The sequence below is a fragment of the Actibacterium sp. XHP0104 genome, assembly GCF_025751515.1.
Classification (GTDB): domain Bacteria; phylum Pseudomonadota; class Alphaproteobacteria; order Rhodobacterales; family Rhodobacteraceae; genus Actibacterium_D.
The window spans coordinates 244,203-257,037 of the sequence record NZ_JAOWLE010000001.1 but is presented as its reverse complement, the minus strand read 5'-3'; the positions used below and the strand labels follow the sequence as shown (position 1 = coordinate 257,037).

At 62.2% G+C, this 12,835-nt stretch carries 15 protein-coding genes; 7 read left to right on the top strand and 8 right to left on the bottom strand.

Features of this window, described 5'->3' with window-relative positions; translation table 11 throughout:
• Positions 1-6: 6 nt before the first annotated feature.
• From OE856_RS01300 to acs, 3 genes are all read left to right on the top strand, one after another.
• Positions 7-762, top strand: a complete 756-nt coding sequence (locus OE856_RS01300) for an ABC transporter ATP-binding protein (RefSeq protein WP_263714239.1) — start codon at positions 7-9, stop codon at positions 760-762.
• A 21-nt stretch (positions 763-783) separates the two neighbouring features.
• Positions 784-1,539 carry an ABC transporter ATP-binding protein gene (locus tag OE856_RS01295; RefSeq protein ID WP_263714238.1) on the top strand — a complete coding sequence of 252 codons (756 nt, stop codon included), beginning with the start codon at positions 784-786 and terminating at the stop codon, positions 1,537-1,539.
• Positions 1,540-1,610: 71 nt separating this feature from the next.
• Entirely contained in the window at positions 1,611-3,563 is a 1,953-nt protein-coding gene (gene acs / locus OE856_RS01290; RefSeq protein WP_263714237.1) for an acetate--CoA ligase, read from the top strand.
• 127 nt (positions 3,564-3,690) lie between these two features.
• Here the strand turns inward: acs and OE856_RS01285 are convergent, their stop codons facing one another.
• Both OE856_RS01285 and OE856_RS01280 read right to left on the bottom strand, forming a co-directional pair.
• On the bottom strand, positions 3,691-3,906 hold the full coding sequence (locus OE856_RS01285) for a hypothetical protein (RefSeq protein ID WP_263714236.1): 216 nt from the start codon (positions 3,904-3,906) through the stop codon (positions 3,691-3,693).
• Between the two features lie 59 nt (positions 3,907-3,965).
• Positions 3,966-5,291, bottom strand: coding sequence for an aspartate aminotransferase family protein (locus OE856_RS01280; RefSeq protein WP_263714235.1), 1,326 nt, complete (start codon positions 5,289-5,291; stop codon positions 3,966-3,968).
• A gap of 179 nt (positions 5,292-5,470) precedes the next feature.
• Between OE856_RS01280 and OE856_RS01275 the strand changes: the two genes are divergently transcribed.
• The 4 genes from OE856_RS01275 to aat all read left to right on the top strand — a co-directional run bounded on the left by OE856_RS01275 (position 5,471) and on the right by aat (position 8,765).
• Complete coding sequence (locus OE856_RS01275) at positions 5,471-6,085, top strand: TetR family transcriptional regulator C-terminal domain-containing protein (protein WP_263714234.1); 615 nt, start codon at positions 5,471-5,473, stop codon at positions 6,083-6,085.
• 180 nt (positions 6,086-6,265) lie between these two features.
• The gene (accB, locus tag OE856_RS01270) at positions 6,266-6,757 is read left to right on the top strand and encodes an acetyl-CoA carboxylase biotin carboxyl carrier protein (RefSeq protein ID WP_263714233.1); all 492 of its coding nucleotides are present in this window, start codon (positions 6,266-6,268) and stop codon (positions 6,755-6,757) included.
• Positions 6,758-6,767: 10 nt separating this feature from the next.
• Positions 6,768-8,117 (top strand): acetyl-CoA carboxylase biotin carboxylase subunit, encoded by a 1,350-nt coding sequence (accC, locus tag OE856_RS01265; protein WP_263714232.1) that lies wholly within the window; start codon positions 6,768-6,770, stop codon positions 8,115-8,117.
• A gap of 15 nt (positions 8,118-8,132) precedes the next feature.
• Positions 8,133-8,765, top strand: a complete 633-nt coding sequence (aat, locus tag OE856_RS01260) for a leucyl/phenylalanyl-tRNA--protein transferase (RefSeq protein ID WP_263714827.1) — start codon at positions 8,133-8,135, stop codon at positions 8,763-8,765.
• Here aat and OE856_RS13715 read toward each other — a convergent pair.
• The 6 genes from OE856_RS13715 to OE856_RS01230 all read right to left on the bottom strand — a co-directional run bounded on the left by OE856_RS13715 (position 8,729) and on the right by OE856_RS01230 (position 12,745).
• Positions 8,729-9,235 (bottom strand): DUF2155 domain-containing protein, encoded by a 507-nt coding sequence (locus OE856_RS13715; protein WP_318527609.1) that lies wholly within the window; start codon positions 9,233-9,235, stop codon positions 8,729-8,731. The two genes, aat and OE856_RS13715, sit on opposite strands and share 37 nt — an antisense overlap.
• Positions 9,232-9,702 (bottom strand): outer membrane lipid asymmetry maintenance protein MlaD, encoded by a 471-nt coding sequence (gene mlaD / locus OE856_RS01250; RefSeq protein WP_263714231.1) that lies wholly within the window; start codon positions 9,700-9,702, stop codon positions 9,232-9,234. The genes OE856_RS13715 and mlaD overlap by 4 nt, the downstream gene beginning before the upstream one ends.
• 6 nt (positions 9,703-9,708) lie before the next feature.
• On the bottom strand, positions 9,709-10,092 hold the full coding sequence (locus tag OE856_RS01245) for an NADH:ubiquinone oxidoreductase subunit NDUFA12 (protein ID WP_263714230.1): 384 nt from the start codon (positions 10,090-10,092) through the stop codon (positions 9,709-9,711).
• A 70-nt stretch (positions 10,093-10,162) separates the two neighbouring features.
• Positions 10,163-10,552, bottom strand: a complete 390-nt coding sequence (locus tag OE856_RS01240; RefSeq protein ID WP_263714229.1) for a RidA family protein — start codon at positions 10,550-10,552, stop codon at positions 10,163-10,165.
• A gap of 153 nt (positions 10,553-10,705) precedes the next feature.
• Positions 10,706-11,974 (bottom strand): ATP-dependent Clp protease ATP-binding subunit ClpX, encoded by a 1,269-nt coding sequence (gene clpX, locus OE856_RS01235; RefSeq protein WP_263714228.1) that lies wholly within the window; start codon positions 11,972-11,974, stop codon positions 10,706-10,708.
• Between the two features lie 138 nt (positions 11,975-12,112).
• Entirely contained in the window at positions 12,113-12,745 is a 633-nt protein-coding gene (locus OE856_RS01230; protein ID WP_263714227.1) for an ATP-dependent Clp protease proteolytic subunit, read from the bottom strand.
• Between the last annotated feature and the right edge of the window lie 90 nt (positions 12,746-12,835).

Sequence of the window (12,835 nt, the reverse complement as noted above, 5' to 3'; positions counted from 1 at the left end):
CTGAACATGGGAATCCTTGAAGTCAAAGGTGTCGGCAAACGCTTCGGCGGCCTGCAAGCCCTGGGCGACGTGAACCTCTCGGTCGAGCAGAACACGGTGCACGCCATCATCGGCCCCAACGGGGCCGGTAAATCCACCCTTCTGAACTGCCTCGTGGGCAAGCTTATCCCCGACACCGGATCCGTCATGTTCGACGGCCAGTCGGTGCTGGGTCGCAAGCCCTTCGAGATCAACCAGATGGGTATCAGCCGCGTGTTCCAGACCCCCGAGATCTTTGGTGATCTCACGGTGCTGGAAAACGTGCTTATCCCCTGCTTTGCCCGCAAGAACGGCTCGTTCAAGATGAACGGCATCCAGTCGGTGGGCAGCAACAAGGACATGATCGAAAAGGCCATGACCATGCTGGAGGACGTGAACATGGCCGACAAGAAGGGCATGATCGCATCCTCGATGTCACGCGGTGACAAGCGGCGTCTGGAAATGGCGATGTGCCTTGTGCAAGAGCCCAAGCTGCTGTTGCTGGACGAGCCCACCGCCGGCATGGCCCGCGCCGACACCAACAACACGATCGACCTGCTGAAGGAGATCAAGGAGAAGCGCGACATCACCATGGCGATCATCGAGCACGACATGCACGTCGTGTTCTCGTTGGCCGACCGGATCACCGTTCTGGCCCAGGGCACGCCCTTGGTCGAGGACACGCCGGAAAACATCAAAGGCCATCCCAAGGTGCGCGAAGCCTATCTGGGCGAAGCCCACTAAGGCGTAGGGAAAGGAAACGAAATGAACGTCAAACCCGACTTTTCCAAGAACGCCAACCAGGCAACCACCGCACCGGCATTTCTGTCGGTGTGGGACCTGCACGCCTATTACGGCGAAAGCTATATCGTGCAGGGCGTGTCGTTTAACGTCCACGAAGGCGAGATCCTCGCGCTTCTGGGCCGCAACGGCGCCGGCAAGACCTCGACCCTGCGGGCCATCGCCCGTCTCGACAGCCCGCAGGCGACCCATGGTGAGATCTGGCTGGATCACCAGCCGCTTCACCGCATGACCTCGTACGAGGCCGCATCCGTCGGCATGGGCCTGGTGCCCGAAGACCGTCGGATCATTCCCGGCCTCACCGTCGAGGAAAACCTGCAACTGGCGCAGATCGCACCGCCGATCGGCTGGTCGCTGGAGCGGCTCTACGAGCTGTTCCCGCGTCTGGGCGAGCGCCGCAAGCAGGAAGGTGTCACCCTCTCGGGCGGCGAGCAGCAGATGCTGGCCATCGCCCGGGCCCTGGCTCGGGATATCAAGGTCCTCCTCCTTGATGAGCCGTATGAAGGGCTGGCGCCGGTGATCGTGGACGAGATCGAAAAGACCCTCATCCACATCAAGGAGCAAGGCATAACTACCGTGATTGTCGAGCAAAACGCCGTTCGTGCGCTCGAACTGTCGGATCGGGCGGTTATCCTTGACACCGGGCAGATCGTGTTTGACGGTACGGCTGCCGAAGTGCTGGAGAACGAGGCGCTGCGCGCCGAGTACTTGGCAATCTAATCAGGTCTTCCCGGGGTCCGGCCCGGGAAGACCTAAAAACATAATATCTCATGTATCGGGGGAGATAACCCATGAGTGACACGACTTATCCGCCCAGTGCCGAAATGGTGAAAAAGGCCCACATCAATTCCGAGAAATACGAGGAAATGTATGCGGCTTCGATCGCCGACCCGGATGCTTTCTGGGGTGAACACGGCAAGCGCCTGGACTGGATAAAGCCCTACACGAAGGTGAAGAACACATCGTTCGCACCGGGCAATGTTTCGATCAAATGGTTCGAAGACGGCACGCTGAACGTTTCGGCCAACTGTATCGACCGTCACCTTGAAACCCGCGGCGACCAGACCGCGATCATCTTTGAACCCGATGATCCGAACGAAGCCGCCCAGCACATCACCTACAAGCAGCTGCACAGCAGCGTCTGCAAGATGGCGAACATCTTCGAAAGCATGGGTGTGCGCAAGGGCGACCGCGTTGTCATCTATCTGCCGATGATCCCCGAAGCCGCCTATGCCATGCTGGCCTGTGCCCGTATCGGCGCGATCCACTCGATCGTGTTCGCCGGCTTCTCGCCTGACGCGCTGGCCGCCCGTATCAACGGCTCGGACGCCAAGGTCGTGATCACCGCCGACTATGCCCCGCGCGGCGGCCGCAAGACCCCGCTGAAATCGAACGCCGACGCCGCCCTGCTGCATTGCAAGGACACGGTCAAATGCCTGGTCGTGAAACGCACCGGCGGTCAGACCACCTGGGTCGACGGCCGTGACTACGACTATAACGAAATGGCGCTTGAGGCCGACGACTATTGCGCCCCCGCCGAGATGAACGCCGAAGACCCGCTGTTCATCCTCTACACCTCGGGCTCGACCGGACAGCCCAAGGGTGTTGTGCATTGCTCGGGCGGCTATCTGCTTTATGCGGCCATCACCCATGAATATGTCTTCGATTACCACGAGGGCGACATCTACTGGTGTACCGCCGACGTGGGTTGGGTCACCGGCCACAGCTATATCGTCTACGGCCCGCTGGCCAACGGCGCGACCACGCTGATGTTCGAAGGTGTGCCGACCTACCCCGACGCATCGCGCTTCTGGGAAGTCTGCGAAAAGCACAAGGTCAACCAGTTCTACACCGCCCCCACCGCGCTGCGCGCGCTGATGGGCCAGGGCAACAGCTTTGTGGAAAAATGTGATCTGTCGTCGCTGCGCGTGCTGGGCACCGTGGGCGAGCCGATCAACCCCGAAGCCTGGAACTGGTATAACGAGGTCATCGGCAAAGGGAACTGCCCTATCGTCGACACCTGGTGGCAGACCGAAACCGGCGGCCACCTGCTGACCCCGCTGCCGGGCGCCCATGCGCTGAAACCCGGCTCGGCGATGAAGCCGTTCTTTGGCGTGCAGCCGGTGGTTCTGGACCCGCAGTCGGGCGAGGAAATCCACTCCTACCCGACCGAGGGCGTGCTGTGCATGAAAGACAGCTGGCCGTCGCAGATGCGCACCGTCTGGCAAGACCACGAGCGGTTCGAGAAAACCTATTTCTCGGATTACAAGGGCTACTACTTTGCCGGTGACGGCTGCCGCCGCGACGCCGATGGCGACTATTGGATCACCGGCCGCGTCGATGACGTGATCAACGTGTCGGGCCACCGCATGGGCACCGCCGAGGTGGAAAGCGCCCTGGTCGCCCACGCCATGGTCGCCGAGGCCGCCGTGGTTGGCTATCCGCACGACATCAAGGGCCAGGGCATCTATTGCTACGTCACCCTGATGAACGGGGTCGAGCCCACCGACGAGCTCAAGAAAGAGCTGCGCACCTGGGTCCGCACCGAGATCGGCCCGATCGCCAGCCCCGACCTCATTCAGTGGGCCCCCGGCCTGCCGAAAACCCGGTCGGGCAAGATCATGCGCCGCATCCTGCGCAAGATCGCCGAAAACGACTATGGCGCACTGGGCGACACCTCGACCCTGGCGGATCCTTCGGTTGTCGACGATCTGATCGAGAACCGCATGAACCGCAGCGAATAAATTTCCCCTGGGGCTGGTTTCCGCCAGCCTCACCCTCGGGCCGGTCTTGTACCGGCCCGTTTTTTTCGGGCCACCGGCCATGAAAAAGGGCGCCTTAAGGCGCCCTTTTCCGTTCATTTCCATCGCGTTACACGTCGTCGCAAACCTGCCTGCCGGTCTCATCCCTGACCATGATCAGATAGCCGGTCAGCTCGTCCCGGGTCTGGATGAAATAGCACCCGTCATCTCGCCGCCACACGGTGGAAAGATCGGTGCCCGGTTTCAACGCCGCGCGCGCCTTTTCGGAAATATAGGGCGTGGGCTGGGTGGACATGCAGCCCGCCAGCACCAGGCCAGCGAGCATCAGTGGTATCATTCTTGTCGTCATGGTCTGCCTTCTTGGTCTGCCCCCATCCCGATTGGTTAATCGAGGTTCTGCAACACATCCCGCAACGTGCCGATCAGCTGGTCGATATGCGATTTCTCGATGATCAGCGGCGGCGACATGGCGATGATGTCGCCGGTGGTGCGGATCAGCACGCCGCGATCGTAACAATCGAGGAAGGCCTGGAAGGCGCGCTTGGTCGGCTCTCCGGCGATCGGCTGCAATTCGATCGCGCCGATCAGGCCCATGTTGCGAATGTCGATCACGTGGCGCACGCCTTTCAGCGAATGCAGCGCGTCCTCCCAATAGGGGGCTAGCTCGGCGGCGCGCTCGAACAGACCCTCTTCGCGATAGGTTTCCAGCGTCGCAAGGCCGGCGGCAGCCGCGATCGGGCTGCCCGAATAGGTATAGCCGTGGAACAGCTCGATCATGTGTTCCGGGCCCTGCATGAAGGCATCGTGAATCGCCGCAGTGGTCAGCACCGCGCCCATCGGGATCACCCCGTTGGTCAGGCCCTTGGCCGTGGTGATCATGTCGGGCATAACGCCGAAATGTTCGGCCGCAAAGGACGACCCCAGCCGGCCAAACCCGGTGATCACCTCGTCAAAAATCAGCAGGATGCCGTGGCGGGTGCAGATCTCGCGCAGCTTTTCCAGATAGCCCTTGGGCGGCAGCAGCACGCCCGTCGATCCGGCCATGGGTTCGACGATGACGGCGGCGATGGTCTCGGCCCCGTGCAGGGCGACGATGCGTTCCAGGTCGTCGGCCAGATGGGCGCCGTGTTCGGGCTGGCCGCGGGTAAAGGCGTTCTCGGGCAGATGGGTATGCGGCAGGTGATCGACCCCGGTCAGCAGGCTGCCGAAAACCTTGCGGTTGTTGACGATGCCGCCCACCGAAATGCCGCCGAAATTGACGCCGTGATAGCCGCGCTCGCGCCCGATCAGGCGGGTGCGCGCCCCGTCGCCGCGGGCGCGGTGATAGGCCAGCGCGATCTTCAGCGCGGTTTCAACCGATTCAGACCCCGAGTTGGTAAAGAACACATGTTCCATCCCGTCGGGCGACATGTCGCGCAGCGCGGTGGCCAGTTCGAACGCCTTGGGGTGGCCCATCTGGAAGGCGGGGGCATAGTCCAGCTCTCCGGCCTGCTGGCGGATCGCCTCGACGATCTTGGGGCGGTTGTGGCCCGCGTTACAGCACCACAGCCCGGCCGTGCCATCCAGAACATCGCGGCCATCGGATGTCTTATAGGTCATCCGGTCGGCCGAAACGAACATCCGCGGCGCCTTCTTGAACTGCCGGTTCGCGGTGAACGGCATCCAGAATGCCGACAGGTCATTGGGCACGGGTTTGCGATCAAGCGCCATCTAGGGTCTCCGACAGTCAAAGGGATCGGCCCTCGGCGGGCCAGCATATCGTTTTTGTTTGACCAATTGGTCAGGATCACGCTAGCAGAGCTAGAGGGGCAGTCAAGCGCAGGTCCGACCAACGCTGTGCTGAAAGCGCCATGCGGCGGGCCGCCGCCGCGCCAGGACGGAGCGAACAGATGCCGCATGACCAACAGCGCACACGCATCCAGCGAAAGAACCGCCAGGCCATTCTCGAGGCCGCGCTGGATGTCTTTTCGCAATACGGGTTTCGCGGCGCCACGCTGGATCAGATCGCCCAGTCGGCCGGGCTGTCGAAACCGAACCTGCTGTATTACTTCCCCACCAAAGAGGCCATCCACTCGGCATTGCTGAGCGGCCTGCTGGGCCACTGGACGGCCCCCCTGCGGTCCATGAATCCCGATGGCGACCCGGTCGAGGAAATCCTGACCTATGTGCGCCGCAAGCTGGAGATGAGCCGCGAATACCCCCGCGAAAGCCGGCTTTTCGCCAATGAGGTTCTGCAAGGCGCGCCCCATATCGGCGAGATGATCCAGACCGAGATGAAAACGCTGGTCGATGAAAAGGCCGCCGTCATCGCCGACTGGGCCGATCAGGGCCGTATTCCGCCCTTGCACCCCTATCACCTGATCTTTTCGATCTGGGCCATGACCCAGCATTACGCCGATTTCGACACCCAGGTGCGGGCCACGCTGGGGGGCGCCGACCAAGACCCCTTTCCCGAGGCCGAAACCTATCTGACAACGCTTTTCACCCGGCTGCTGAACCCCTGAACGCGCGATTTCTCCCGCTTTTCATCGGTTTCCGGGCATGTCCCCTCTGGCGCAGGGCGGCGAAGCGGGCCATAAATCGGGTTGGAACGCTTTTCCTTGGCCTTGCGCTGGCGTATAAGCGGCCCACATACGAATGCAGACCCGCATCCAGCGGGCCAATGATCACCGATCGAGGACGGCATGACTAAACACTCCCACGAAGCGGATGTGGCTTTCGTTCAGGCACTCGCAGAATTGCTGCGTGACAACGACCTGACCGAGCTGCAGGTGAAACGTGAATACGGCGAAGACGACAGCCTGGACGTGCGCGTCGCCCGCCAGCAGCAGGTGGTAACCACCATCGCCGCGGCCCCGGCGCCTGTCGCCGCAGCGGCCCCCGCCGCGCCCGCGGCCCCCGCAGCCGACGCCGCCCCCTCTTCGGGTGATCCCGCCCAGCATCCGGGCGCTGTGACCTCTCCGATGGTCGGCACCGCCTATCTTCAGCCCGAACCCGGCGCGAAATCCTTTGTCGCGGTCGGTGATACCGTCAGCGAAGGCCAGACCGTGCTGATCATCGAGGCGATGAAGACGATGAACCAGATCCCCTCGCCGCGTGCCGGCACCGTCAAGCGCATCCTGGTCGAAGACGGCACCCCGGTCGAGTACGGCGCGCCCCTGATGATCATCGAATAAGGCGACGATCATGTTCGAGAAAATCCTGATCGCCAACCGTGGGGAAATCGCACTGCGGGTGATCCGCGCCTGCCGCGAGATGGGGATCAAGTCGGTCGCGGTGCATTCCACCGCCGATGCCGACGCGATGCATGTGCGCATGGCCGACGAGGCCGTGTGCATCGGCCCCGCCCCCGGCAACCAAAGCTACCTGTCCGTACCCGCCATCATCTCGGCCTGCGAGATCACCGGCGCGGATGCGATCCATCCGGGCTATGGCTTCTTGTCCGAGAACGCCAATTTCGTTCAGGTGCTCGAGGATCACGATATCGCCTTTATCGGCCCCACCGCCGAACATATCCGCATGATGGGCGACAAGATCACCGCCAAGGACACCATGAAGAACCTGGGCGTGCCCTGTGTGCCCGGCTCGGACGGCGGCGTGCCCACCCTTGAAGAGGCCCGCAAGGTCGCCGAGGAAATCGGCTATCCGGTCATCGTCAAGGCCACCGCCGGTGGTGGCGGCCGCGGCATGAAGCTGGCCAAGACCGCCAAGGATATCGACACCGCATTCCAGACCGCGCGTTCGGAATCCAAGGCCGCCTTCGGCAATGACGAGGTCTATATCGAGAAATATCTCGGCAAGCCCCGTCATATCGAGATCCAGGTCTTTGGCGACGGCAAGGGCAAGGCCGTGCATCTGGGCGAACGCGACTGCTCTCTGCAGCGCCGCCACCAGAAAGTCTTTGAAGAGGCCCCCGGCCCCGCCATCGACGCCGAAACCCGCGCCCGCATCGGCCAGATCTGCGCCGACGCCGTGGCCCAGATCAACTATATCGGCGCCGGCACGATCGAGTTTCTGTATGAGAATGGCGAGTTCTATTTCATCGAGATGAACACCCGCCTTCAGGTCGAACACCCGGTCACCGAAGGTATCTTTGGCGTCGACCTGGTGCGTGAACAGATCCGTGTGGCCGAAGGGCACTCGCTGTCCTTTTCCCAGGACGATCTGGAACTGAACGGCCACGCCATCGAGGTGCGGATCAACGCCGAGAAACTGCCGAAATTCACCCCCTGCCCGGGCAAGATCACCGCGTTCCACGCGCCGGGCGGTCTGGGTGTGCGGATGGATTCGGCGCTTTATACCGGCTATTCGATCCCGCCCTATTACGACAGCCTGATCGGCAAGCTGATCGTGCACGGGCGCGACCGCCCCGAGGCGCTGTCGCGCCTTAAACGTGCGCTCAGCGAGCTGATCATCGACGGCATCGACACCACGCTGCCGCTGTTCCACGCCCTGCTGGACGAGCCCGATATCCATTCGGGCAATTACGACATCCACTGGCTGGAACACTGGCTGGAAACCAACCTGCAGGGGTAACCCCGGATGAGCGATCTGGAGCTGACTCCAGACCTGTTGCTCAATGCCTACGCGGCCGGGATTTTCCCGATGTCCGACTCGCGCGACGACCCGGAGATCTTCTGGGTCGATCCGCGCGAGCGGGGCATCCTGCCGCTTGACGGGTTCCACCTGTCGCGATCCCTGCGCAAGACCATCCGTCAAAGCCCCCACCAGGTTTATGTCGACCGCGATTTCGCGGCGGTCGTGCAGGCCTGCGCCGCACGCGACGAAACCTGGATCAACGACACGATCTATGACCTCTACATGCAACTGCACCAGATGGGATACGCCCATTCGATCGAGATCTGGGACGGCGACGAGCTGATCGGCGGCTGCTATGGCGTGGCGCTGATGGGGGCGTTTTTCGGGGAAAGCATGTTCTCGCGCCGCCGCGACGCGTCAAAGATCGCGCTGGCCTATCTGGTCGACCGGCTGCGCCAGGGCGGCTATCGCCTGCTCGACACGCAATTCCTGACGCCGCATCTGGCCAGCCTTGGCGGGGTCGAAATCCCGCGCGCGCACTATCGCACCATGCTGGCCAATGCGCTACGGGTGGCGGGGCATTTCAACCGCCCCGCGACGCCCTCACCTCAGGAGCTGGTGCAGCGCATGACCCAGACGTCATAGCGCGAATGGTCCAGCGCGTTCAGCGCGGGACTAGAGGCGATCATCCACCCCTCGAACACCTGCGCCGCCTCGCCGGCATTGCGGATCGTCAGATAGGCATAGGCATCCGACGCCGGGTTATCGGCCGGATAGCGGCATTCACTAAGCGAAATCTCGATCCGTCCCATCGTGGTGGTCTGGCCATTCGCCAGTTCCAGATCGCTCAGCCGCCCCGACACACGATCCAGCACGCGCACAATGCCCCCAGAGGCGGTCTCGGCGCGCTCTTCCTCGATATTGGGAATGATGACCTCGCCACGAAAGCCGATATCGCCACGATCGGCCGGCACGAAACCGGGAGCAGAGTAATCGGGGACAAAGGGCTCGGTCTCGGCTGCGGGCTCTTCCAGCGGCGCGACCTCAATCGCCCCCTGTTGCGCCAGCGCCGGCAGGCCCAGCATCACCCAGAACAGGGCCGCAAGACGGGTCATTCCACCGTCTCCGACTCGCCCTCGCCTCCGCCGGCTGCGAATTTCATCAGCAGGGTCACAAGGCTGACCGCGCCCTGGGTGTCTTCGATCTCGGCGCCGGGTTCCAGGTTGAAAGGCGACCCGCCGGGAACGATCTCGACGAAATTGCCACCCAACAGCCCCTCGGACGAAATCAGGATCGCGCTGTCATCGGGCAGTTCCAGCTCTTGCGGCACGGAGAACCGGGCATCGGCGCGAAAGGTCTGGGGGTTCAGCTCGAGCGAGGTGACCGTGCCGACCTTGACGCCGGCCATCATCACATCGGTGCCCACTGACACGCCCTGAATCGACCGGAACGAGGCCGTCAGCTCGTAGCTGTCGGCCCCTTGGCCACCGATACCGGTGGTGCTGGTCAGGTAATACAGAAACCCCGCCGCAACCGCGAGAACAGCGCCACCAACCAGAATTTCTGCTTTGTTTTCAGACATCTTAGCCTATTCCGGCTGCCATGCCTCGTAATCGGCACGCGCGGCAGGCGAGGCCTGACGGATCGACCCGGAGGGCGCATAGGCCAGCGCGGTGCCGGTCAGGTTTTCCTGATGCGGCTTTTCCCAGGTCTTGTGCACGAAAGGGGCCTTGGTGGGCGGCTCGGCAAAGGTGAAATGCAGCCAGCCATGCCATTCGGGGCCTACGCGGCTGGCCTCGACCTCGCCGTTATAGATCACCCAGCGGCGCTTGCCGTCACGGGTTTCATAATAGACGTTGCCCTGGTTATCCTCGCCCACTTTCACCCCCTTGCGCGAGGTGAACAGCTGGGTTCCCAGCGTCTGGTCGTTCCACCAGGTCACAAGACGAAGAGCGGTTCTGATAATGCCCATGAAAACCTCCGGCAGTCGTTCCTATTCATATGGACCATGTGCGCGCCGAGGTCCAGTGCCTATGGCATGATCACGCCTGTTGCGGCTGCCGCGCGGTGACTTCGATTTCGATTTTCATCTCGGGTTCCATCAGCGGGCACGAGATCATCGTTGCGGCCGGGCGCACCTCGCCAAAGAACTCTTTGAGCACGGGCCAGCATTTCTGAAAGTCCTGTCCGTCGGGCAGGATATAGCGCACGCGCACCACATCGGTCATCTCGGTGCCGGCCTTGGCCAGCGCCCCGGCAATGGTGTTCAGCGCGTTGCGGCACTGGTCGGCCACGTCTTCGGGCATCGACATGGTGGCATAGTCATAGCCGGTGGTGCCCGATACGAACACCCAGCCGTCACAGACCACGGCGCGGGAATAGCCGATCTCGGCCTCGAAAGGGGACCCCGACGAAATCAGTTCGCGTGACATGAATTCTTCCTCTGAATGATAGGCCGCGGCGGCCAGATCCGCCGCAGCAGATGATCCGCCGGATACTCAAACCTTGGCCGCCGGGCAAGCCCCATCCGCCAAAGAAAAAGGGCGGCCAAAGCCACCCTTTCCGTTGTCTCATGTCGGCCGCGCCTAGCCGGCGCTGGCGCCTTCTTTCTTGCTCTCGGCATAGATCATCAGCGGCTTGGCCTCCGAGTGAATAACGGCCTCTTCGTTGACGACCACCTCGGTCACCTCGTCCATGCCCGGCAGGTCGAACATGGTATCCAGCAGGATATCCTCCATGATCGAGCGCAGGCCGCGCGCGCCGGTCTTGCGCTCGATGGCGCGCTTGGCGATGGCTTTCAGCGCATCCTCGGTAAAGGTCAGCTGGGTATCCTCCAGCTCGAACAGGCGCTGGTACTGCTTGACCAGGGCGTTCTTGGGCTCGGTCAGGATGGTGACCAGGGCCTCTTCGTCCAGATCCTCAAGCGTGGCGATCACCGGCAGGCGGCCGACGAATTCGGGGATCAGGCCGAATTTCAACAGATCCTCGGGCTCGAGCTCCTTGAAATGCTCGCCCACGGTCTTTTTGCTGTCATCGCGCACATCGGCACCAAAGCCCATGGCCGAGCCCTTGCCGCGCTGCGCGATGATCTTGTCGAGACCGGCAAACGCACCACCGCAGATGAACAGGATGTTGGTGGTATCCACCTGCAGGAATTCCTGCTGCGGATGCTTGCGCCCGCCCTGCGGCGGCACAGAGGCCACGGTGCCTTCCATGATCTTCAACAGCGCCTGCTGCACGCCCTCGCCCGACACGTCGCGGGTGATCGAGGGGTTGTCCGACTTGCGCGTGATCTTGTCGACCTCGTCGATATAGACGATGCCGCGCTGCGCGCGTTCGACATTGTATTCGCTGGCCTGCAACAGCTTGAGGATGATGTTTTCCACATCCTCGCCCACGTAACCGGCCTCGGTCAGCGTGGTGGCATCGGCCATGGTAAAGGGCACATCCAGAATGCGCGCCAGCGTCTGCGCCAGCAGCGTCTTGCCACAGCCCGTCGGGCCGATCAGCAGGATGTTCGATTTCGCCAGTTCAATCTCGCCGGTCTTGCCGGCGTTGTTGAGGCGTTTGTAATGGTTGTGAACGGCGACCGACAGCACGCGCTTGGCGTGGATCTGACCGATCACGTAATCATCGAGAACCGCGCAGATTTCCTTGGGCGTGGGCACGCCGTCGGTGGATTTCAGCCCCGAAGATTTGGTTTCTTCGCGGATGATGTCCATGCACAGTTCGACGCATTCATCACAGATGAACACCGTCGGCCCGGCGATCAGCTTGCGAACCTCGTGCTGGCTCTTGCCGCAAAACGAGCAGTAGAGCGTGTTTTTCGAGTCGCTGCCTGAATTATTCGCCATGGTCTTCCTCTGAGGCTTTGCACGTGTCGCGGCGATCCGCGGATGGCCCGGCCAACTGTTTACCCTGTCAGCCTAGGCCAGAGATTTTCCGGGCACAACGCCAAAAATCCGCGCTGCGCCCGATGAATGATCCGGGGATCAGCTGTCGCCTTCGGTGCCCCGGGCGCGGTTTTCCACGATCTCGTCGATCAGGCCCCATTCCTTGGCCTGCTCGGCATCCATGAAATTGTCGCGTTCCAGCGCATCCACGACCTCTTTCATCTTGCGGCCGGTATGCTTGACATAAATGCTGTTCAGCCGGTCCTTCAGCTTTTGGGTCTCTTGCGCGTGGATCATGATATCCGTCGCCTGGCCCTGATAGCCGCCCGAGGGCTGGTGCACCATGATGCGCGAGTTGGGCAGCGAGAACCGCATCCCCGGCTCGCCCGCCGCCAGCAGCAGCGACCCCATCGAGGCCGCCTGCCCCACGACCAGCGTGCTGACCTTGGGCTTGATGTATTGCATGGTGTCATAGATCGACAGGCCCGAGGTCACGACACCGCCGGGGCTGTTGATATACATGCTGATTTCCTTGCTGGGGTTCTCGGCCTCAAGGTGCAGCAGCTGCGCCACGATCAGGCTGGACATGCCGTCATGCACCGGGCCCGACAGGAAAATGATCCGCTCCTTCAGCAGGCGCGAAAAGATGTCATATGCCCGTTCCCCGCGCGAGGTCTGCTCGACCACCATCGGAACCAGGGTGTTCATGTATGTATCAATAGGATCGTTCATTCTCGCCCGCCTGTTGGATTTGCCCATGATAGGGATAGGAAACCTGAAAAGAGTCTTAGGGCCGCGTCCGGGCGGCTGCAAGGCCCTGCG

Bases quoted from the DNA above. Each gene is read 5' to 3' on its own strand.
- OE856_RS01300 (WP_263714239.1), top strand. From the start codon at position 7: ATGGGAATCCTTGAAGTCAAAGGTGTCGGCAAACGCTTCGGCGGCCTG.
- OE856_RS01295 (WP_263714238.1), top strand. From the start codon at position 784: ATGAACGTCAAACCCGACTTTTCCAAGAACGCCAACCAGGCAACCACC.
- acs (WP_263714237.1), top strand. From the start codon at position 1,611: ATGAGTGACACGACTTATCCGCCCAGTGCCGAAATGGTGAAAAAGGCC.
- OE856_RS01285 (WP_263714236.1), bottom strand. From the start codon at position 3,906: ATGCTCGCTGGCCTGGTGCTGGCGGGCTGCATGTCCACCCAGCCCACG.
- OE856_RS01280 (WP_263714235.1), bottom strand. From the start codon at position 5,291: ATGGCGCTTGATCGCAAACCCGTGCCCAATGACCTGTCGGCATTCTGG.
- OE856_RS01275 (WP_263714234.1), top strand. From the start codon at position 5,471: ATGCCGCATGACCAACAGCGCACACGCATCCAGCGAAAGAACCGCCAG.
- accB (WP_263714233.1), top strand. From the start codon at position 6,266: ATGACTAAACACTCCCACGAAGCGGATGTGGCTTTCGTTCAGGCACTC.
- accC (WP_263714232.1), top strand. From the start codon at position 6,768: ATGTTCGAGAAAATCCTGATCGCCAACCGTGGGGAAATCGCACTGCGG.
- OE856_RS13715 (WP_318527609.1), bottom strand. From the start codon at position 9,235: ATGACCCGTCTTGCGGCCCTGTTCTGGGTGATGCTGGGCCTGCCGGCG.
- mlaD (WP_263714231.1), bottom strand. From the start codon at position 9,702: ATGTCTGAAAACAAAGCAGAAATTCTGGTTGGTGGCGCTGTTCTCGCG.
- OE856_RS01245 (WP_263714230.1), bottom strand. From the start codon at position 10,092: ATGGGCATTATCAGAACCGCTCTTCGTCTTGTGACCTGGTGGAACGAC.
- OE856_RS01240 (WP_263714229.1), bottom strand. From the start codon at position 10,552: ATGTCACGCGAACTGATTTCGTCGGGGTCCCCTTTCGAGGCCGAGATC.
- clpX (WP_263714228.1), bottom strand. From the start codon at position 11,974: ATGGCGAATAATTCAGGCAGCGACTCGAAAAACACGCTCTACTGCTCG.
- OE856_RS01230 (WP_263714227.1), bottom strand. From the start codon at position 12,745: ATGAACGATCCTATTGATACATACATGAACACCCTGGTTCCGATGGTG.